The sequence below is a fragment of the Cytobacillus kochii genome (assembly GCF_020171845.1).
Lineage (GTDB): Bacteria > Bacillota > Bacilli > Bacillales > Cytobacillaceae > Cytobacillus > Cytobacillus kochii.
This window is the reverse complement of the sequence record NZ_JAIVAM010000002.1, coordinates 145435-164858: the sequence shown is the minus strand read 5'-3', so window position 1 is coordinate 164858 and position 19424 is coordinate 145435. Positions and strand designations below refer to the sequence as shown.

At 36.1% G+C, this 19424-nt stretch carries 22 protein-coding genes; 6 read left to right on the top strand and 16 right to left on the bottom strand.

Translation table 11 applies throughout. The features are described 5' to 3' along the window. Window positions 1-29: 29 nt before the first annotated feature. The 6 genes from coaA to LCM23_RS01710 form a co-directional block, all read right to left on the bottom strand. A complete protein-coding gene (gene coaA / locus LCM23_RS01735) occupies window positions 30-980 on the bottom strand; it encodes a type I pantothenate kinase (protein WP_224935004.1) in 951 nt (316 codons plus the stop codon). A gap of 356 nt (window positions 981-1336) precedes the next feature. Continuing rightward, the gene (locus tag LCM23_RS01730; RefSeq protein ID WP_224935002.1) at window positions 1337-2053 is read right to left on the bottom strand and encodes a hypothetical protein; all 717 of its coding nucleotides are present in this window, start codon (window positions 2051-2053) and stop codon (window positions 1337-1339) included. 1 nt (window position 2054) lies between these two features. Further along, on the bottom strand, window positions 2055-2930 hold the full coding sequence (locus LCM23_RS01725; RefSeq protein WP_224935000.1) for an ABC transporter ATP-binding protein: 876 nt from the start codon (window positions 2928-2930) through the stop codon (window positions 2055-2057). Further along, window positions 2923-3291 (bottom strand): GntR family transcriptional regulator, encoded by a 369-nt coding sequence (locus tag LCM23_RS01720; protein ID WP_224934998.1) that lies wholly within the window; start codon window positions 3289-3291, stop codon window positions 2923-2925. The genes LCM23_RS01725 and LCM23_RS01720 overlap by 8 nt, the downstream gene beginning before the upstream one ends. A gap of 176 nt (window positions 3292-3467) precedes the next feature. Further along, on the bottom strand, window positions 3468-3905 hold the full coding sequence (locus LCM23_RS01715) for a CotD family spore coat protein (protein ID WP_224934996.1): 438 nt from the start codon (window positions 3903-3905) through the stop codon (window positions 3468-3470). Between the two features lie 108 nt (window positions 3906-4013). Further along, complete coding sequence (locus LCM23_RS01710) at window positions 4014-4844, bottom strand: class I SAM-dependent methyltransferase (RefSeq protein ID WP_224934994.1); 831 nt, start codon at window positions 4842-4844, stop codon at window positions 4014-4016. Window positions 4845-4932: 88 nt separating this feature from the next. On the opposite strand from LCM23_RS01710, the gene LCM23_RS01705 reads away from it, so the two are divergent. Continuing rightward, window positions 4933-5514 (top strand): LOG family protein, encoded by a 582-nt coding sequence (locus tag LCM23_RS01705; protein WP_224934992.1) that lies wholly within the window; start codon window positions 4933-4935, stop codon window positions 5512-5514. 99 nt (window positions 5515-5613) lie between these two features. Then, window positions 5614-6048, top strand: coding sequence for an organic hydroperoxide resistance protein (locus LCM23_RS01700; RefSeq protein WP_224934991.1), 435 nt, complete (start codon window positions 5614-5616; stop codon window positions 6046-6048). A 36-nt stretch (window positions 6049-6084) separates the two neighbouring features. On the opposite strand, the gene LCM23_RS01695 is transcribed toward LCM23_RS01700, so the two are convergent. The 3 genes from LCM23_RS01695 to LCM23_RS01685 all read right to left on the bottom strand — a co-directional run bounded on the left by LCM23_RS01695 (window position 6085) and on the right by LCM23_RS01685 (window position 10423). Next, window positions 6085-7530: an MDR family MFS transporter gene (locus LCM23_RS01695; RefSeq protein WP_224934989.1), complete on the bottom strand. Its 1446-nt coding sequence runs from the start codon at window positions 7528-7530 to the stop codon at window positions 6085-6087. Between the two features lie 345 nt (window positions 7531-7875). Continuing rightward, complete coding sequence (locus tag LCM23_RS01690; RefSeq protein ID WP_224934987.1) at window positions 7876-8715, bottom strand: YitT family protein; 840 nt, start codon at window positions 8713-8715, stop codon at window positions 7876-7878. 250 nt (window positions 8716-8965) lie between these two features. Beyond that, window positions 8966-10423: a SulP family inorganic anion transporter gene (locus LCM23_RS01685; RefSeq protein ID WP_224934985.1), complete on the bottom strand. Its 1458-nt coding sequence runs from the start codon at window positions 10421-10423 to the stop codon at window positions 8966-8968. Between the two features lie 121 nt (window positions 10424-10544). On the opposite strand from LCM23_RS01685, the gene LCM23_RS01680 reads away from it, so the two are divergent. Next, window positions 10545-11153 carry a recombinase family protein gene (locus LCM23_RS01680; RefSeq protein WP_224934983.1) on the top strand — a complete coding sequence of 203 codons (609 nt, stop codon included), beginning with the start codon at window positions 10545-10547 and terminating at the stop codon, window positions 11151-11153. Between the two features lie 80 nt (window positions 11154-11233). Further along, window positions 11234-11560, top strand: coding sequence for a hydrolase (locus LCM23_RS01675; RefSeq protein WP_224934981.1), 327 nt, complete (start codon window positions 11234-11236; stop codon window positions 11558-11560). 39 nt (window positions 11561-11599) lie between these two features. Here LCM23_RS01675 and LCM23_RS01670 read toward each other — a convergent pair whose 3' ends face one another. The 3 genes from LCM23_RS01670 to LCM23_RS01660 are packed head-to-tail and all read right to left on the bottom strand — an operon-like array spanning window position 11600 to window position 14075. Beyond that, window positions 11600-12676 carry an LLM class flavin-dependent oxidoreductase gene (locus LCM23_RS01670; protein WP_224934979.1) on the bottom strand — a complete coding sequence of 359 codons (1077 nt, stop codon included), beginning with the start codon at window positions 12674-12676 and terminating at the stop codon, window positions 11600-11602. Then, window positions 12676-13620, bottom strand: a complete 945-nt coding sequence (locus LCM23_RS01665; protein WP_224934977.1) for a ring-cleaving dioxygenase — start codon at window positions 13618-13620, stop codon at window positions 12676-12678. Before LCM23_RS01665 ends, LCM23_RS01670 begins: the two co-directional genes overlap by 1 nt. Window positions 13621-13631: 11 nt before the next feature. After that, complete coding sequence (locus LCM23_RS01660; protein ID WP_224934975.1) at window positions 13632-14075, bottom strand: MarR family winged helix-turn-helix transcriptional regulator; 444 nt, start codon at window positions 14073-14075, stop codon at window positions 13632-13634. Between the two features lie 153 nt (window positions 14076-14228). Here LCM23_RS01660 and LCM23_RS01655 point away from each other — a divergent pair, with 153 nt between their 5' ends. Beyond that, the gene (locus tag LCM23_RS01655; protein ID WP_224934973.1) at window positions 14229-15116 is read left to right on the top strand and encodes a diacylglycerol/lipid kinase family protein; all 888 of its coding nucleotides are present in this window, start codon (window positions 14229-14231) and stop codon (window positions 15114-15116) included. A gap of 70 nt (window positions 15117-15186) precedes the next feature. Here LCM23_RS01655 and LCM23_RS01650 read toward each other — a convergent pair whose 3' ends face one another. Next, the gene (locus LCM23_RS01650; RefSeq protein WP_224934971.1) at window positions 15187-15783 is read right to left on the bottom strand and encodes an isochorismatase family protein; all 597 of its coding nucleotides are present in this window, start codon (window positions 15781-15783) and stop codon (window positions 15187-15189) included. A 270-nt stretch (window positions 15784-16053) separates the two neighbouring features. Here LCM23_RS01650 and LCM23_RS01645 point away from each other — a divergent pair, with 270 nt between their 5' ends. Continuing rightward, the gene (locus tag LCM23_RS01645) at window positions 16054-16215 is read left to right on the top strand and encodes a hypothetical protein (RefSeq protein WP_224934970.1); all 162 of its coding nucleotides are present in this window, start codon (window positions 16054-16056) and stop codon (window positions 16213-16215) included. Between the two features lie 393 nt (window positions 16216-16608). Here the strand turns inward: LCM23_RS01645 and LCM23_RS01640 are convergent, their stop codons facing one another. From LCM23_RS01640 to LCM23_RS01630, 3 genes are read right to left on the bottom strand one after another with little or no spacing between them, the layout of a single operon-like run. Next, complete coding sequence (locus LCM23_RS01640) at window positions 16609-17823, bottom strand: Bcr/CflA family efflux MFS transporter (RefSeq protein WP_224934968.1); 1215 nt, start codon at window positions 17821-17823, stop codon at window positions 16609-16611. Then, window positions 17813-18520 (bottom strand): YjjG family noncanonical pyrimidine nucleotidase, encoded by a 708-nt coding sequence (locus tag LCM23_RS01635; RefSeq protein ID WP_224934966.1) that lies wholly within the window; start codon window positions 18518-18520, stop codon window positions 17813-17815. The genes LCM23_RS01640 and LCM23_RS01635 overlap by 11 nt, the downstream gene beginning before the upstream one ends. A gap of 20 nt (window positions 18521-18540) precedes the next feature. Continuing rightward, window positions 18541-19227, bottom strand: coding sequence for a Crp/Fnr family transcriptional regulator (locus tag LCM23_RS01630; protein WP_224935721.1), 687 nt, complete (start codon window positions 19225-19227; stop codon window positions 18541-18543). Between the last annotated feature and the right edge of the window lie 197 nt (window positions 19228-19424).

Here is a 19424-nt window from a genome sequence, read left to right as displayed (position 1 = left end):
TATTAGTACAGGTATTGTCGGGATTCTTTTTATAGCTTTCTAACTTTTACTTCTGTCACACGATGGCCTTCGCCTTTTTCAATAATTAAATCAGCACGGTTCTTCGTAGGCAATATATTCTTCTTTAAATTTGTATGATTCGTTTCCTTCCAAATACGGTCAGCAATTGCTAAAGCTTCCCCTTCACTCATTTTGGCAAATTTATTAAAATAAGATTTTGGATTCTTAAAAGCAGTACTCCTAAGTAGCTGGAATCTTTCTTTGTACCATTTCTCAACATTCGCTTCCTCAGCGTCGATATAAATAGAGAAGTCAAAGAAGTCTGAGATAAAGGGCTTATCTTTACCTCTCACATTTTTAGGTGGCTGTAAGACATTAATACCTTCTACAATGACAATATCAGGCTCCGTAAGCGTTTGCATCTCATCACGAACAATATTATACGTTAAATGTGAATAGACAGGTGCCTGCACAACTGATTGACCCGATTTTAATTCAGAAAGAAACTTGAAGAGCTTACTGATATCATAACTTTCCGGGAAGCCTTTCTTCTTCATAAGTCCCTTTGATTCTAATATTTCATTTGGGTAGAGAAATCCATCCGTTGTTACTAGGTCTACCTTAGGCTGTTCAGGCCACTCCGAAATCAAATATTGAATCATTCTAGCCGTCGTACTTTTACCAACTGCCACACTTCCTGCAATACCAATAATATAAGGAACCTTCTTTGTTTCCATCTGTAAGAAATGATTGCTATCTTTATGCATGTTTTTTGCATTTAAATAGTACAAATTCAAAAGTTGGGAAATAGGCTGATATACTTCTGTTACTTCTGACAATGATAATCGGTCATTTACCCCTTGTAATGACTGCAAATCCAAATCCTCTAAAGGAATGGTTGATCTCCTACTGAGTGCTGACCATTCACTTCGATTAAAAGTTAAATAGGGTGAGTAATCCTTTGTTAATTGTTTATTCAACTTTTTGTCCTCACTAACCTTAACATTTTCAATTCTTGAGTTTATTTTAACATATCATACAGTTTTTTCAGCTTTTTTATTTTTCCAAATGGCAAAAATCGATTTTTCTAGCATTTATCTTTTTTTCCGTACTTCAATTCACTACGCTTCTTACTTTACTGAAACATAAGATTTGAATCATGTTGTCATTACTTTCCCCATTCTTTCACTCCACATTCCAATTACCCTAATTTTCTTCTGTCTCTTACATGTCTGACTTGGTTCCTCCCCTCCTTCTCATTGTTGTTAGGTGTTCACTATATATCCTCGAAAAAAAAAGCACTGCGACATGCAGTACCTTTTTCAATATATAATTGTTAATTATTCTTTAATCTTATCCCTACTAAATGGCCACCTCTTTCCAATGGGCCGTTTCGCATAATCAAGTAGGATAAAGCCATACCGCATAAACCAGCGAATCCTAATATGTGAATGAATGTTAGTAAATGATTAATAAATAAGTCAATTATTTTACCCATTCCTTCATTTGTAAACCAAACAACCAATATGCCACCGAAAATCGTTATCCCAATTAATAGCCTAATTGTACCTAAATAAAACCATAGACTATTGACTAATAATAAGACACCAAACAAAAACACACACAGTACAACATCAGCCCACCAATAAAGAACTGGATTATCACTTTGAAATAATAAGCCAACATGTTGCAGATGAACTGGATTACCATTGTTCTCTGATAAATATAAATTTAACTGATACATCACATTAAGAAAAGCCGTATTAATAAAGATAAATAAAACTGTATTAATTATTGTACTTAAAAGATACTGCCGCCTTGTTCCTCCAAGTGAAAGAACATACTTATATGTTTTATTATAGAGTAAAAACGGATAAATGAGAAAAAATCCATATATAGGTCCAAAAATCGCACCAGTGAAATTCTCACCAATTAAATAGCCACTAATAGAAAATAGAATAAGTATGCTCACAGTAATAGAGAGAATAATAATTGTCTGTTTCTTCAAATCTTCGAACATTAATTTAAACGGTCCATTAAATGTAGAGAACATGCTAATCTCTCCCTTCCTGCGTCATTGTTTTTTGCACGAGATAGTCTTGCAACGAAACATTTTCTAGACGAACCTTATTCGCATTCGCGATTGTGTGCCATTCATCAGTTATTACATCATCAATCATTACTTGCATTTGGTTACGTAACTTTTTCTGTTGAAGTATTTGGTGGTGACTCTGCACGAGCTTTTGTACTTCTTCTACAGGCCCAGTTAACATGAGCCCCCTTCGCTTTAACTCTTCCGTATCGGTATAACTAGCTAATGTTTTGTTATGAATAACAGCTATTTTCTCACATAGTGGTTCAATTTCCTCTATATGATGGGAGGAAAGTATAAACAAACGTGGATGGTCTTCATATGTCTCTAACAATACATCATAGAATTGTTTTCTTCTAAATGCGTCTAACCCATTTGTCGGTTCATCCATAATTGTTACTGGCGCCTTACTAGCTAAGCCAATGACGATTTTTATCATTGTTTGCATCCCTTTAGAAAATTTCCTTATCAGCTTCTTCTTAGGTAATTCAAACAATTCCACCAGCTCTTCAGCATATTGCTGATCCCAATTTGGATTGAAATATGCTCCAAACATTAATGCATCTTTCACATTCCAAAACTCAGAAAACGGATGATTTTCCTGCATATAAGCAATATACTTCATCCCTTCTGAATGATTGTAGGGCGAGATTCCATGAATATCAATGACGCCATTTTTTGGTTTTTCCAAACCTGCTAACAGCTTCATTAATGTCGTTTTACCTGCTCCATTCCGACCCCAAAGTCCCATAATAATGGGCTCTTCTTCTACTAAGTTTACATTCTTTAAAGCAAGTGTGGATCCGTAGTTAAAATCGAGCCCTTGAATCTTAATCATCATTCTCCCCCCTTATAAGTCGAAGAATTTCTTCTTCATTTAAATGGATGCGTTTCGCTTCATCTAACATAGGTAGCACATATTGTTTATAGAAATCTGCTTGCCTTTCTTTTAATAACAACGCCTTCGCTCCTTTCGCTACAAACATGCCAACACCTCGCTGTTTAAATACCAGCTCTTTATCTACAAGAAGCCCTAAACCTTTTTGTGCTGTTGCTCGATTGATTTGATAAAACTGAGAAAGCTCTGTCGTCGAAGGTACTTGATCTCCCTCTTTTAAGTGACCATCAACAATATCATCTGCTATCGTTTCTGCCAATTGTTGAAATATTGGCTTAGAATCATCAAAGACTGATTTCACTTTTAACCCCTTCCTACCTAGTTGATAGGTTGATTACTCGTGTAACCAACTATACATCATTTTATGTACCTTGTAAAGTCAACGTGAAAACTTTTTGTAATTAACCTTTGATCACTATCAAAAAAATATAAGAAAAATAAAAAAGAACTGCCATTAAAGACAGTTCTCAAAGAAATTTACCAAGGTCTTTTAGGACCCCAACCGCCTGTTTGACAAGGGTTGTAAGGCTTACCACACATGATATGTTGTTCTTTACACTCATTTACAACGGATTCAGTGTGTGGAAAATAATGTTTGTGTGTAATACAATGTTTATTAACATTTGTAGTATGACTAGGGTGTACATGATTGATATTCGTATTTGAATAATTCGGCTTTACATATTGCTGAGTTGGAGAAACTTGAGTCGGACCTTGTTGTGCTGGTGACTGAGATGGGGATAAGAATTGCGGTTGACCACCCCATGGACCAGTTTGAGCACCTGCTACTTGGTGAGGCAATTGTGCACCTGTTTGCGCACCTGCCACTTGATGAGGCATTTGTGCACCTGCCACTTGATGGGGCAATTGGGCACCTGCCACCTGATTTGGGTTATTCCATTGTTTATAGCTCACGCTAAGACCTCCATTCTGTTTTATTCCTTAATAAGGTATGTTGGAAGGTGATAAGTTGTCTAATACAAACACCTATATTAAGTACAGAAATTTCATTTGGTCCAATGGCTATTTAGCTGTAAACGCATAAACAGATAATGGCGTGATTTCATTTGTCACGCGAAAATCTTCTAACATGGACATTTGGGAAAAGATAAGCGACTTTAACTTTTCAGGTATTTCTCCTAATTGCTCTAACTCAGTATGCAAGTCCCTTACTAATTTAGTCACTTCCCATTTTGCATCTTGCAACTCTGGAGAAAAAATAATATGTTCTTTCTCTATATCCCAGCCTGCCTCCCTCACCACTTTTTGTATATCAAAAGGGGTAAACAATGTACGAATATTAGCGTCACTCTCTTTTTTGAAAGACTCGTATTGTGCCTGAATGAGAACTGATAATAAATGTGGATACTGTTCAACTACACTTATTCTCGTATCCCACTCAGCGAAACATAGGTTCTTTCCCCATTTTTTCACTTTTTTCATTAATGCGGCAAACTCCTCAATTGAGTTCATATACCATGCACAATGTGAAAAAACGATATGATCAAAAGATTTTTCCAAAAACTCAATTTGGTCAGATAATAAATCCATATGGAAATCGATATGAATTTGTTTGCCAATTTTTGAATTTAACAAATAAGAAATGGATTCACCAAGTGTAATAGGTGTTCCATAAGTTGGAGAAGCAATATCAATACCGTGAACAAACCCCTCCTCACCGACTAAATAAGCTAATACTGCTGTGGTGTCACCTTGGCCGCTGCCTATTTCTAAAACACGATCGCCTTCTTTAATGCCCCAAAATTCTGCCAATTTCAACCGATGTACTGTTTGTACCTTTTGTATTTCAAAATTTGTCGCCATACAATCTGTAATGATGTCGACACCATTCATAGGTCCACCTGCCGCTTCAAATTTTATAAGAATATTTGCTATACTTTAGATAAGTATACTTCATTAAATAAAAAGGGGGTAGAAAAATTTGCAAGCACTCGCAGTCTTTTGTGGTTCAAGCCAAGGGGCACATCCCTCCTATATGAAAGGTGCACAAATTTTAGGAGAGCAATTAGCTAAAAGAAGCATCACACTCATATATGGCGGTTCAAGTATTGGTTTAATGGGCGCAGTAGCAGATAGTACATTAGCCAACGGTGGAAAAGTAATTGGTGTCATTCCTAAATTCCTTCAAGATAAAGAAATTGCCCATCCGAACTTAAGTGATCTAGTCATCGTTGATTCTATGCATGAAAGAAAACATAAAATGGAAGAACTTGCCGATGGATTTATTATGCTTCCAGGTGGCTGCGGAACATTAGAAGAATTTTTTGAGGTGTTTACTTGGGGGCAGTTAGGGTTACATCAAAAACCTATTGGTATCCTCAATATTGATCACTATTTTGACCTCTTAATCTCACTGATTACTCATATGAATGAACAACAATTCTTACAAGACAAATTTTTGAAAATGGCACTAGTTAGCGAGAGTCCTGCTGATTTAATTCAGCAATTTTATACTTATACGCCTCCTGAAGTCAAAACATTTATTAGAAAGAGCCAAACGTAAACCCTCATTTTTTTGAATAGATTTTAAAAAAAATGTGTAACTCATCAAAAAAAGGTTATATATATAGTACAATCTATTTCTAAAAAGGAGACGATCCAAATGGCTAAGAAATTATTTACAGCAACTGTTACAGTAAGTGGTGGACGAGAAGGTACAGCGGTATCAGAGGATGGTAACTTTAATGTCGCAATAGCAATGCCAGGAACACCTAGAGCGAAAGAAATGCCCGAAGCGACAAATCCAGAACAATTATTCGCTGCAGGATATGCAGCTTGCTTTGAAAGTGCCCTGCAAGGTGTATCTAAAATGGATCGGACACCGATAGATACGGAAGTAATTGGCAATGTCAGTCTCTTTAAGGATGAAAAAGAAGGCTATAGCTTACAAGTGAAATTAAATATTAAAGCAAAAGGGACCGATCAGGAGACATTAGAAAAACTGGTTCATAAAGCGCATGAAACTTGTCCGTATTCTAAAGCTGTACGCAATAACATCGAAGTCATCTTAGAGCCACATGCAGTAGAACAATTATAGTAAATCATAGTTAAAAAACTCGCCAAATGGCGAGTTTTATTTTGTTTCATTCTCAACATATACTCTTTTTACAAAGAAAGATAAAATCAGTCCGATGATAGAAGCAATTAGCCCAAGATAAAACGCTGTTTGAACACCGGTTGTTAGTGCTTCAGCTGCGATAGCTGTATTTGCCATACCTTCTTTAGGTATATAGCTGGATTGGCCTGCTGCCATTAAACTAATAGCAACCGCAGTACCAATGGCACCAGCAATTTGCGATAGTGTATTCATAATCGCTGACCCATCGGGATAATGCCTTTTTGACAGCTGATTTAATCCATTCGTTTGAGCTGGCATCATAATCATCGCCACGCCGATTAACATCACCGTATGAAGGAAAATAATCAAAGCTGAACTCGTTTCCGTTGTTACTCTAGTAAATAAAAAGGTCATAATTGTTGTTAAAACGAAACCAGGTATAATTAAATACCTTGGACCAAACCGGTCAAAAAGCCGCCCTGTAACTGGAGACATTAAACCGTTAATTAATCCACCTGGTAGCAACACAAGACCTGCTGCTAGTGCAGTTAGTAATAATCCACCTTTTAAGTAGAGTGGTAATAGGATAGCAGACGACAAAATCATCATCATACATAAGAAAACCATAATCGTTCCTAAAGAAAACATTGGATGAGCGAAAACACGTAAATCGAGCATTGGCTCTGGACTACGTAACTGGCGGATAGAGAATAACAATAAACTAATTACTCCAATTACAATTGGGAAGAGTACTAAAGGACTGGCCCACGACCCATTTCCCTCTCCCGCACTGCTAAATCCGTATACAACGCCACCAAAACCAATCGTCGATAATAACAATGAAACAAAATCAATTCGGGGCTTCGTAATGGTAGAAACATTTTGCATAAAAGCCATTCCAATAACTAAAGTAATGATTAATATAGGTAATGATAACCAAAATATAGAATGCCATCCCCATTGATCAATCAATAATCCTGAAATGGTTGGGCCAATAGCAGGTGCACACATAATGACTAAGCCCATAAGGCCCATCACACTTCCACGCTTATTCGCAGGGAAAATAAGTAGAATCACATTCGTCATTAATGGTAATAACAATGCTGTCCCTATCGCTTGGATCACACGACATATTAATAACATAGGAAAACTAATTGATAACGCACCAATCAATGTACCAATAATTGAGAATATAAGGGAAGCAGCGAATAATTGCCTTGTACTGAACCATTGAATAAGTAACCCTGAAACTGGTACTAAAACACCAAGTACTAATAAAAACCCTGTTGTCAGCCACTGAACCGCATGTGGTTCAATCTGATAGTCCACCATAATATTCGTAAAAGCCATGTTAAGTGCCGTTTCACTAAATAATCCAATAAAAGCAGCAATCATTAACACAATTGCAATCGGCAAAGGCTTGATCTGGACTTGTTGTAAATCATTTATCTTCTCTGTCATTTTCTTTCTCCTTCTATAAATATCTCGAATAAAACACCATCCCTCCTATTCTACATGATTTACGCCATATTTGCCTATCAGTTAGCTCATCTATTCAATGCGCAATTATATGCCACTTTCGTCTCTATAGAAAGTCAATATCCTTTTAGTGTTCTAAATTGCGCTAAGCTCTGCTGTTTTTCAACAAGTCTGACTTCCTAACTTCTTTTAAGCCACTTGAGGTAACTACGCTTCTCCAATGAGCGGCGGTCTCTCCTTTTTTGAAAATCACATTCTAAATAGTTACACTCTAATACTTCAAACTTTTACATTTCCAAAAGAAAAAGCCAGCTCATCGCCGGCTTCTCATCCTTTTGACATATCTCCAAACCCCTCACCAAACACATCGCGTACATCATGTATGGCAACGAAGGCTGTGTGATCCGTTGCTAAAACAATTTTTTTCAATTTCATAATTTCTTGCTTACTAATAACAATATATAGGACTTCCTTTGCTTGCTTTGTATAATATCCTCTTCCGTTCATTACTGTTACTCCACGGTCGAGTTTTTGATTGATTTGTTGGGCAATCGTGTCTGACTCTTTCGATATAATTGTGACAGCCTTTTTAGGATTTAATCCTTCAATAATGAGCTCCATCACTTTTGTACCGACATATAACATAATGAGTGTAATCATTACTTTCTCTGCACCAATAATGAAATAAGAACTTAGGACAACAAGAATATCAAAAAATAATAAGCTATAACTAATACTCCATCCTAAAAACTTATTTGTCATCTTCGCAAGAATGGTTGTTCCAGCTGTAGTACCACCAACACGAATAATTAATCCAATGCCAACTCCAGAGAATATTCCTCCAAAAATGGCATTAACTAATATCTCATTCGAATCAATTCTCCACCCTTCAGTTAAATGTAAGGAAAGAGAAAGCGAAATAACAGCGATAATCGTATATATAACGGTTTGTTTCGTTAAAAATTTATAACCTGCAATCAATAAAATGGCATTTAATATGAAACTCACTAACCCTGGAGACCATTCAAAAAGATAATAGAATATAATTGTCAATCCAGTAACTCCGCCTTCACTAAGTTCACTCGGGATGACAAACAGATTAATAGCTAATGCAAAAAGAAACGCACCAAAGACAATGACAATACTATCCCATATATATTTTTTCATGGCTTCTATCCTCCATCATTCAATTCGCTCTCCATTTGAGGCACCACTGCATTTTATCATGGGGTGATTAGTGACGACAATAGATTTTAGAAATAATGAATGAAAATCATTCATTAAAAAAGAATTATGAATTATCTTTTAACTCAAAGGTAAGGGAAAAAAACTTATCATTACTTTCTACAATTAAAAAGTTGCGAGTGCCGAGCATCTCGCAACTTTTTTACACATCTTAAATGATGATATCGTTTACCTAACTCTTTTGTATCTCATGTTGACTGACAGCTAATCGCTTAACTATTTGTTCACTATCATCGTTTAAACCTCGAACTCTAACGGAATTTCCGTTTTCTTTGAGCTTCAAGATCGCTTTATCCAACGCACCAACACCTGAATCATCCCAAATATGAGCTTGAGTGAAATCCAATATAATCGTCTCTTTTTTTACGTCAAAATCTATTTTTTCTAAAAAAGCATCAACAGAGACAAAGAATATTTGCCCTTGAACCTGATAATTTGTTAAACAATTTGTGTGGTCGATTGTCTTTGTTATTTTCACCTTTGATATTTTCGCTGCGAAGCATATAGCACTTAATATGACACCAGCAATAACACCTTTAGATAAGTCATGTGTGTACACAACGATCCCGACTGTAACTAACATCACTAACGAATCAGATAATGGTGCCTTTTTCAAATAAGCAAAAGAAGACCAATCAAAGGTACCTATAGAGACCATAACCATAATACCTACTAACACAGGCATTGGAATCTGGACAACGACTCCTCCTAACACAAGGATCAAAAACATTAATACAAGTCCAGCTACAAGTGTTGATAGACGTCCTCGACCACCCGACTTCACATTGATAACGGATTGTCCAATCATAGCACAACCTGCCATTCCTCCAAAGAATCCCGTTACAAAGTTAGCAATCCCTTGCCCTCTTGCTTCTTTATTCTTATCTCCAACAGTATCAGTCATATCGTCTACAATTTGAGTAGTTAATAATGACTCGAGCAACCCAACAATTGCCAAAGAAACAGAAAAGGGGAGTATAATCATCAACGTTTCTAAATTAAATGGGACATTCGGTAGGAAGAAGCTTGGTAATGTTTGTGAAATCGCTCCTAAATCCCCGACCGTTTTCATATCAGCTTGAAAAAAAATAGCGGCTGCTGAAAGGAAAACAATCGCAATGAGTGGAGCCGGTATGACCTTGATAAACCTTGGTACAATATAAATAATTAAAAGAGTAATAGCTAAAAAGATGAAAGTCATATAAGACTCTCCTAAAATATGAGGCACCTGTGCCATAAAAATGAGAATGGCCAGTGCATTAACAAACCCCATCATGACAGCTCTCGGGATAAATTTCATTACCTTAGCTATTTTAAATACACCAAATAAAAATTGAATGACTCCAGTTAAAATAGTTGCAGCAAGTAAATAATTCAAACCGTATTCTTTTACTAGAGGAACCATTAAGAGTGCCATTGCTCCCGTTGCTGCAGATATCATTCCGGGTCTCCCACCTGTAAAAGAGATAATAATAGCAATACAAACAGATGCATATAACCCTACCATTGGATCAACACCAGCTATAATAGAAAAGGCGATCGCCTCTGGGATAAGTGCAAGTGCAACTACAATGCCTGATAAAATATCTCCTCTAATATTTGAAAACCACTGATCTTTCCATGTGATCAATCCTAAACACCTCATTCACGTCTTTTTTTAGGCAATGAGAAGATTTTAACACAAAAAGTTTCATAAAGGAACGTTTTTGGGATTAATTATGGCATATCAAGAAATTTTCAGGTGATGTGATATGATATCTTTAATTACGTTTGCAACTATTAGTTCTTATTTCATTTTAAGAAGAAAAGGAGCAATGATTATGTTCGCGGGATATCTACGACCTCTACATGATTTAGATATAGATGAGCAATATACCTACTTAAAAGATTGCGATATATACTTTCAAGAAGCACATACCTCACCAAAAAGAAGAAATAAATTAAAGGATTTATTAAACCACTTGCAAAAAGGTGATAAGGTGATTGTCGCTAGACTGAACGTATTGGCTGACTCCACGAATCATCTCGCTGAATTATTAAATGAGTTAGATGAGCGAAAAATTTATTTCAAAGCAATACATGAAGAAATCGATACAAGTGATGAAACGGGTAAGCATTTCTTACCCATGTTAAATAAGCTTATTTCCTTTCAAAGTGACGTAATCAGTGAAAATACCAGAAGAGGATTAACAAAAGCAAAAGAACAAGGAAAATCGAGTGGTAGGCCAAAAAAGCCTGATGAGAATGTTAAAAAAGCGATCGAAATGTATCAAACAAAAAATTTCACTTTATTAGAAATTAAAGAACAAACAGGGATCAGCAAATCTACATTATACCGATATTTAGAACAATTAAGTTAAAAACAACTGATTCAATAGTTTGTTTATCTACGAGTCCAACAGGGAATAATATGACTATCCGAGAAAAAGGAGAGGTTTAAATGGACGGTAATAGAGAAGCTTACTATATCAACCTTGAAAACGGTACAATACTTGACACAATGGATGGTCATGATTGGCAGTTTAGAGTATATGCAACAGGTGCTGAAATTGCTGAGCTAAACCGCTTTTTAGATGAGAACTATAATGCCGAGTTAAAAACCTTTGCTAGAGCTCAAGTTCCTTTTCTTGAGTATCATAAAAAATCGCCTAACCCTGAATATGATCAAATTTTGATGCGTCTCTATGAGATGATTTATCAATTAGGTGATCAAGAGGCAAAAAATCATATAAAAGAAATGAATATTATCGATACTGAAAAGATATAAAAAGAAGCCACCTTCAATAGGGTGGCTTCTTTGCTTCTATTAAATTTCGGACGACTTCTCTTCTCTTGTATATTTCTTCACTGCTGGAATAATGTGATTCCCAATAATCTCTATATTTTTCATTACATCGGCGAAAGGTACTCCACCAAAATCGATTTGTGCTAAAAACCTTTGCATCCCAAATAATTCATATTGATAGAGAATTTTCTCAATAATTTGTTGCTTACTCCCAACCATTAAAGCATCCCTTACATCGGGCGCTTGTGTGAATTGCTGAATAGGGTAACCCCCTCCACCTCTAATCGCTTGAAAGCCACCATTTAGATAAGGATACATTCCTTCGAGCGCTTCTCGAGTTGTATCTGCAACATAAAATAAACTCGTAGTTGCAATTGGATATTGGTTGGCTTGGAATCCATTCTCCTCTAACGTCTGGCGATAAGCATCTACAGATATTTTGAAATTATCTGCTGGACCACCTAAGGTTGTTAATACCATTGGAATGCCCATTTTACCTGCTTTAACGGCACTAGCTGGTGGACCGCCAACACCTCTCCAAATAGGAAGTGAACCATTCAGAGGCCGTGGAAGCACTTCAGCATTATCTAATGGCGCACGGAATCTTCCCGACCATGTCACCCTTTCTTCCTCATTCAGTTGCTTTAATAAAGCCAACTTTTCCTCAAAGATATCTTCATAATGAGCCAAGTCTATACCCAATAATTGATAAGCTCCTACTCTAGAACCTCGACCCGCGACAATTTCAGCACGGCCACCTGAAAGCAAGTCAATTGTAGCAAAATCCTCATATACCCTAACAGGATCAGATACACTTAATACTGTTGCTGAACTTGATAATTTTATTTTTTTCGTTGCCTGGGCAATCGCACCAAGTACAACGGTATGTGCTTGAGTTGTAAAATAAGTTTGATGGCTCTCACCTAGGCCAAATACATCAATACCTGCTTCTTCAGCTAATTGACTTGCCTCGATGATTTCATTTAGTCTCTTTTGCGCGGATATTCGTTTGCCTGTTTTAGCATTAGGAATGTGATCACCCAATGAGTACAAGCCGAACTCCAGACCATTCTCTTTATTTATCCGGTATTTTTCCATTATTCATTCTCCTCTATAGGTTTAAGCATCTTTTCTATTTCTTCTCGGCGTTCTTCGAGGAATGGCGGAAGATCTAAAGTTTCTCCTAAATGCACGAGATCGGTATCAATTGTGAACCCGGGACCATCTGTCGCAATTTCAAAAAGGATACCATTAGATTCTCTAAAGTATAGGCTTTTAAAATAATAGCGATCGATAATACCATTTGTTAAAAAACCTTTTTCTCTTACTTTACTTTCCCAATATTTCAGTTCCTCTTCGTCTTTTACTCGGATTGCTAAATGATGAACACTGCCTCGTCCTGGTCTCTCATCTGGTCCATCTTTTTCAATCACCACAATTTCACCGAACGGTTCTCCTGCTAATGATTGATAGACCGTTAATTTTTCTTCTTGATAAGAAATAGAGTAGCCAAACATATTCACTAGCGTGTCCTGTAACTTCTCGGGTCTTCTCACTGTCATTTCAACTGGGCCCATGCCCATAATTTGATGCTCCTTAGGGATAAGTGATTGAGACCAACCTCTCCAAAATGACAGGCTTTGCTCAGAGACAATAAGCACTAATTGCAAGCCATCGGGATCTTCAAATGATAGACTGGGGCGTTGCGTATATTCTGTAATTTCTCCATGTTTTACTTTTAATTGCTTAAAACGTTCAGACCAAAACAGTAAACTCTCATAGGATGGAACAAGTAATCCAATGCGGGTAATACTATTTGTTCCTTTATGGGTTCTACCTGCCATCGGTATTTCAAAAAATGTTAATTCTGTGCCTGGACTTCCGATTTCATCTCCGAAAAACAGATGATACATAGAGGGATCATCCTGATTTACAGTCATCTTAACCCGTCTTAAACCAAGTATATTCTTATAAAAGTGATTATTTTTATTCGCATCCTTTGTAATCATAGATGTATGATGATGACCTGCAATGTACGTCATTTAATCCTCTCCTATATAATGGATTTTTTCTTCTGATCACTATTTTTTTGTAGTTTTGATAATAACTGATAAAGAATCTTCTGCTCATCCTGTGAGAGTGATTCATCAAAAAAGGAAGTTTGAAAATGTAATTGGGCCTCATATGCAGCAGCTAGTTTAGTCTTCCCTTTTGCTGTGAGAGAAATTTTTTTCGTTTTCCATTTTACTGCTTTTATAATCAATCCTTCTTTTTCTAGTTTTGAAAGCATTCTAGATACCCCCCCTTGGCTTACCGTTAATTTATCAGCTAGCTCTTGTTGGGTAATGGGTTCGTAAGCTGCTATCTGTGTAAGAACATCAAACTGGGAAGCAGTTAATTGATATTTTTTTAAAAACTCATTAGATAATAAGTTACTTTGATGTGTAAATCTAGCTATCCTCATCCATAATAAAGACCCTAAAGTATGCTTTTTCATTTTTAAAGTCACCTCGTTATATTTATCACTTTACCACTCAATTGATTTATCTTCAAGTAAAATATCTCGAATTAATAATATATTTTTTTCAAATTCATGCTACATTTACAAATAAAACGGGAAGTATGTACTTATGAAAGGGGGAATAGAGTCATGAATACTGTAGCGATTATTTTAAATCCTAATGCAGGGAACAAGAAATTATTAAATCAAATCGAAGAAATTGAAACAGAATTAAAAGAAACTTTTACAAATGTGAAAATATATCAAACAAAACAGGAGGGTGATGGCGCTAAATACGTGGAAAAACTTGCGTCTTCAGTGGATTTAATTATCGGCGCTGGCGGAGATGGAACAATCTTTGAACTAGTCAATGCATTAGCACCATTGCAAGTGAGACCAGCATTTGCTATCTTACCTGGAGGCACATGTAATGATTTTTCAAGAACCATTGGCATAAATCAAGAACCAAGATTAGCCGCCAAACAGATTAAAGAAAAAAAGATAAAACAAATAGATATCGGTACTTTTAATCATCAATACTTTTTGAACTTCTGGGGAATTGGCTTAATTTCAAAAGTATCAGAGCAAATGGATAATAATAGTAAAAGACTTGGTAAAATGTCTTACTATATCCAAGCGTCTAAGCTTATTTTTCAAAACGAAGTCTTCCATTTAAAAATCGAAAGTGATCATTGCACCTATGATGATGATGCTGTCATGGTCGTAATAGGAAATGGCTCTTATTTAGGTGGGATGCAATCCTTCTTTCCTCAAGCAAATATCCAAGATGGCTTACTTGATGTGTTAATTATTAAACAAGCGAGTATGCAAAATTTTTGGACGTGGCTCCAATCACAAGTAAATGACGATTATCCAGATAAAAATAATGATGAAATCGTCTATTTTCGTACAAAATCATTAAAGATAGAAGCACAACCAATTCAAAAAATTGATTGTGATGGAGAATTAATTGACGAAACACCCTCTACAATTTCTATCTTACCTCAACATTTGACAATGTTAGTCGGTGATGTTTGACTAGGAGAGTCTGCTCAACATATATTTAGGAGGGCAGACTCTCTTGTCAACTTCAGTAAGGATAAGTTTCTTACTTGGGTTGCTCTAACTCAACTGCCCACTCTTTCCGGTATTCATTGTGAGGTGGGATAAAGACCGCTTCATGACTACCCCTTACGACTGAAAAATGATCAACATTATAGTGACCATGAAGGGTTTGATTATGGTGAGCAATGATTTTCTCAGCAGGTAAAACGGTTGAATCAATTGTCGAGTGTCCATCTTTGATTAAAGTAACATCGAAACCATTAACAGTTGCATATCGAACAGCTGTATCAATACAATACTCCGTTTGACATCCTGCAATAATTAGATGTTGAACACTCCTCTCTTTTAAGTAATTTAATAAACCAGTTTCGTAAAAAGCATTCGTCGCAAGTTTATTAAACATTTTTTCAGAAGATTTTTTAGGTACCTTAATTAAATGATGTACTTGAAAGCCAGCTCCACTTCCACCGCCAACATCTAGATCTCTTACAAATATAACGTCAATATCATTTTTTTCCGCTTGTTCAATTAATATATTTATTGTAGTAATCAGCTGCTCTTTTTGATAGACCGGCTTTTGACCGTTTTCCCCCTCAATTAAAGCTTCTTGTGCATCAATTATTAATAAAACTTGATTCACTTCTACATCTTCCTCTCTATTATTACTTAAACTATACTCATTCCTGCTCTTATTGAAATACTCCTTCTTTGCTTAAAGAAAAAATGAAAAATTAAATGAAGTTCTCTTTCGTCACTACCAATCAGGAAATTTGCACTGTATCTAGGAAAAAAATATAGGTATAATAATAAAGGTGGCAATAATGTAATGTATATAATAGACTGCCATGCATATAATAATAGAAAGAAGGGACAACCTCTATTATTTTTCATTAAAAAGGAGTTTTCACATATGCTTGATTCAATAGAAAGACAATTGATGGAAAGAGAATTGCATTTTTTGCAAGATATGAAAAAACATATAACTAACCCCCAAGATCCAAGAAATCATATTATCGATGAACATATCTCTCTTTTGCAAGAAGTGATCGATACTGATCAAGTTGTCGAGTAAATGTGGTGGTTTCCCAATGTCAAAAAAACTTTCTAGCATTCATAATCTTTTAAAAACTTTTCCTTTTATTGCTTGAGCGAGCCATTTATTTGATCCATAGATGTTTCTATGATAAGGAAAACTTCTAATTTCCTATGCCCCAAACCTACTTAACTCCTCCATTACCTACCCACTTGATACCTTTCGTAACTGTTGATTAATCAATACAAGCTCAATCAGTACAGATTTTTCATGACTTTTTAATTAGGTGCAAAAATTTTTAGTAAAAAGCGTTCCCCTCCTTATTCTTCCTATCATTTGCCCATAAAGAAACTGCACCTCCATTTGTTAGATTGTTTTCTAACAATTGAGATGCAGTCCAATTTGTTCAGATGAATGATTCATCCTATGCTTCTACACATTTATTTGTGGCTTTTCCTCACGATTGGCAAAAGTGAAAAAGAGGGTAAAACCAATAAAGGATGTAACGAACAAAATAGCTCCCATCGGTATAGCTGTTGATTCATTCAACCCTACTAATGGAGAAACCGTCGCTCCTACCACAAGAGGAAGCATTCCTAAAATGGCACTTGCACTGCCTGCTCGATGTCCTTGGAATTCCATTGCTAATGTAAACGAACTTGTCAAAACCATTCCCATTGAGAGCATATAAATAAAGATTGGAATGACGATTAATGCAAGCGGTCCTTTTATAATCGTCATCAAAAGTAAGAATAATGTCGACGATGCAGCAACTGTGACTGCTATTTTTAACAATTTTTTCTCTGTCACTTTTCCGCCTAAACGACCTACGATGGAGCTCCCAGTTATAATTGCAAGTCCATTTATGCCAAATAGAATACTAAATACTTGCGGTGAGACACCATAAATCCCTTGATAAACAAACGGCGTACCTGAAACATATGCAAAACTTCCTCCATGAACAAATCCAACGATTAAAGCATAGCTAATAAAAGAACGGTCTGTACTCAACTCTGCCATTGTCCGAAACGTGGATCTTAAAGAGCTTGGTCTACGCTTCTCTACAGGTAAGGATTCCTTAAGTTTTAAAAATACAATTAGAAAAATGATTAACCCTATGATTCCTAAGCTTATAAATATCCAATGCCAACTCGCAGAAGGAAAAAGCAAAATGCCTCCCCCTGCAATGGGAGCGACTAACGGAGCAACCGCATTAATGACCATCAATAACGCAAAAAATTTCGTTAGTTCTCTTCCACTAAATGTGTCTCTTACAACCGCTCTCGATAAGACAACTCCCGCAGAGGCAGTAGCTCCTTGCAAAAATCTTGCAATAACAAGGGTTGTAATATTAGGGGCAACCGCACATAAAAAAGAGGCACCAGCAAAAAGTAGAATAGAAATTAAAAGTGGTTTTCTCCTTCCTTTTGCGTCACTAATCGGACCAATCACCAATTGTCCAACAGCCAAACCAATTAAACAAGCCGTTAAACTCAATTGGACCATAGAAGCCGATGTCTCTAAGTCCGAAGCAATGCTCGGAAAGCTTGGTAAATACATATCTATATTTAATGGTCCTAATGTCGCTAGCATCCCTAAAAGTAATGCTAGTATCAATCGTTCTTTCCCTTTTGGATTATGAGTCAATGCACTCCCTCCTTTCTAATATAGGTAAGAGCTCAACTAGCTTATTGATTTCATATGTGGGTGTAATGTCTGTATCATTAGCTACTTTTGCAACATTCATCCAACAGGCATCCATTCCCGCAGCAAGACCACCTTTTATATCAGCTACTAAAGAATCACCAATGATGAGTGCTTTTCCACAATTAAACTGATCTATACGCTGGAAACAATAATCGAAGTATGCTTTCATAGGCTTATGAAAACCAGTTTCTTCTGAGATAAAGATATTTTTAAAATAAGGAAACAACCCGGAATCACGTAACCTGCGATTTTGCGTTTGCGCTACACCATTCGTCATAATAAAAAGTTCATATTGCGTCGATAGTTGTTGAATAAGCGAGAGCGCACCATCTAATTGTTCATGTCCTTCGGATAAGAAATTGCGGTAACTCCGTTCCATTGTTAAGCCGTCTACTTGCTTTCCATAAAGTCGGAAGAACTCGGTAAATCTCGTGTTTAAAAGTTCCTCTTTGCCAATCTCTCCCCGTTCATGCGCATGCCATAACCCTTTATTAAACCGGTGATAATCCCCTTTTAACTCATCAGTTAATACGATATTTTCTTGTTCAAACAAACGCTCTAATGCTCTTTTTTCCGTATGTCTAAAATCTAATAATGTGTCGTCCACATCAAAAAATAAATATTGATACTTTTTCATATATAGCCTCTCCTGTTGTTTCATTCATATAGGGACGAACCAGCCATTTCCTTCAGGCCCTCCCAATCTTTAATCTGAATCCATTTGTCTTTTCTTTCAATTAAACCAAGTTCACTAAACTGTTGAATCACTCGATTTAAGTGGCGATAACTCGTTCCAATGAGATTAGCCGTATCTTTTAAATTTTTTGTACTATGCATACCCGTTACTAATGAGTGTTCCTCATCAAATGAATGCGATAATAAATAGCTAGCTAGTCTGACTTCTACTGGATAAAGCACATTCAATTTTAAAAAATTTGACTTTGCATTAAATTTATCCGTAATAACCTTTAGCAAAAACATGAGAAACGGTGAATATTGTTCGCAATGTTTACGGAGAAATTTATAAGGGATTTTTATAACTGTTACTGAGGATACCGCTTCAACCGTATTGATAATATCAATGTTTTGGATATATTCAATATCCCCGATCAACTCAATCGGTGTTTGAAATGAAAGTACAAGTGTTTTTCCTTCCATAGATGTCGTAAATACTTTTGCTTTCCCTTTTACTACGATGTACAATGCCTTCGCCTGTTCTCCTTGTCTACAAAGCTGCTCTCCCTTTTCTACAGTATGCAAGCTCAGATGAGGATACAGCCTTTCCGGTAACACCTTGTGCAGATTATATTTATCCATATAAAACTGAACGTCCACTCGACTCATGTCCAACACCCATCTCCTCTTCATTCCTTTTCTTATTTAAAGATAACAAACATTTTTTGAAAAGGACATATGTCCCAATCATTCGTACTTTAATAAAAAAATAACAATGAAGAATGTAAGGAATTGATTATTTTTTATGAAGAAAATTGTGGGAGGATGTGAAAGGGGGAACAAACAATAACCTACAAAAAACGTGA

Coding starts and splice junctions, on each gene's coding strand:
- LCM23_RS01675 (WP_224934981.1), top strand. CDS start 11,234: ATGGACGGTAATAGAGAAGCTTACTATATCAACCTTGAAAACGGTACA.
- LCM23_RS01645 (WP_224934970.1), top strand. CDS start 16,054: ATGCTTGATTCAATAGAAAGACAATTGATGGAAAGAGAATTGCATTTT.
- LCM23_RS01660 (WP_224934975.1), bottom strand. CDS start 14,075: ATGAAAAAGCATACTTTAGGGTCTTTATTATGGATGAGGATAGCTAGA.
- LCM23_RS01690 (WP_224934987.1), bottom strand. CDS start 8,715: ATGAAAAAATATATATGGGATAGTATTGTCATTGTCTTTGGTGCGTTT.
- LCM23_RS01695 (WP_224934989.1), bottom strand. CDS start 7,530: ATGACAGAGAAGATAAATGATTTACAACAAGTCCAGATCAAGCCTTTG.
- LCM23_RS01655 (WP_224934973.1), top strand. CDS start 14,229: ATGAATACTGTAGCGATTATTTTAAATCCTAATGCAGGGAACAAGAAA.
- LCM23_RS01730 (WP_224935002.1), bottom strand. CDS start 2,053: ATGTTCTCTACATTTAATGGACCGTTTAAATTAATGTTCGAAGATTTG.
- LCM23_RS01700 (WP_224934991.1), top strand. CDS start 5,614: ATGGCTAAGAAATTATTTACAGCAACTGTTACAGTAAGTGGTGGACGA.
- LCM23_RS01710 (WP_224934994.1), bottom strand. CDS start 4,844: ATGAATGGTGTCGACATCATTACAGATTGTATGGCGACAAATTTTGAA.
- LCM23_RS01635 (WP_224934966.1), bottom strand. CDS start 18,520: ATGAAAAAGTATCAATATTTATTTTTTGATGTGGACGACACATTATTA.
- LCM23_RS01665 (WP_224934977.1), bottom strand. CDS start 13,620: ATGACGTACATTGCAGGTCATCATCATACATCTATGATTACAAAGGAT.
- LCM23_RS01630 (WP_224935721.1), bottom strand. CDS start 19,227: ATGAGTCGAGTGGACGTTCAGTTTTATATGGATAAATATAATCTGCAC.
- LCM23_RS01670 (WP_224934979.1), bottom strand. CDS start 12,676: ATGGAAAAATACCGGATAAATAAAGAGAATGGTCTGGAGTTCGGCTTG.
- LCM23_RS01680 (WP_224934983.1), top strand. CDS start 10,545: ATGATATCTTTAATTACGTTTGCAACTATTAGTTCTTATTTCATTTTA.
- LCM23_RS01725 (WP_224935000.1), bottom strand. CDS start 2,930: ATGATTAAGATTCAAGGGCTCGATTTTAACTACGGATCCACACTTGCT.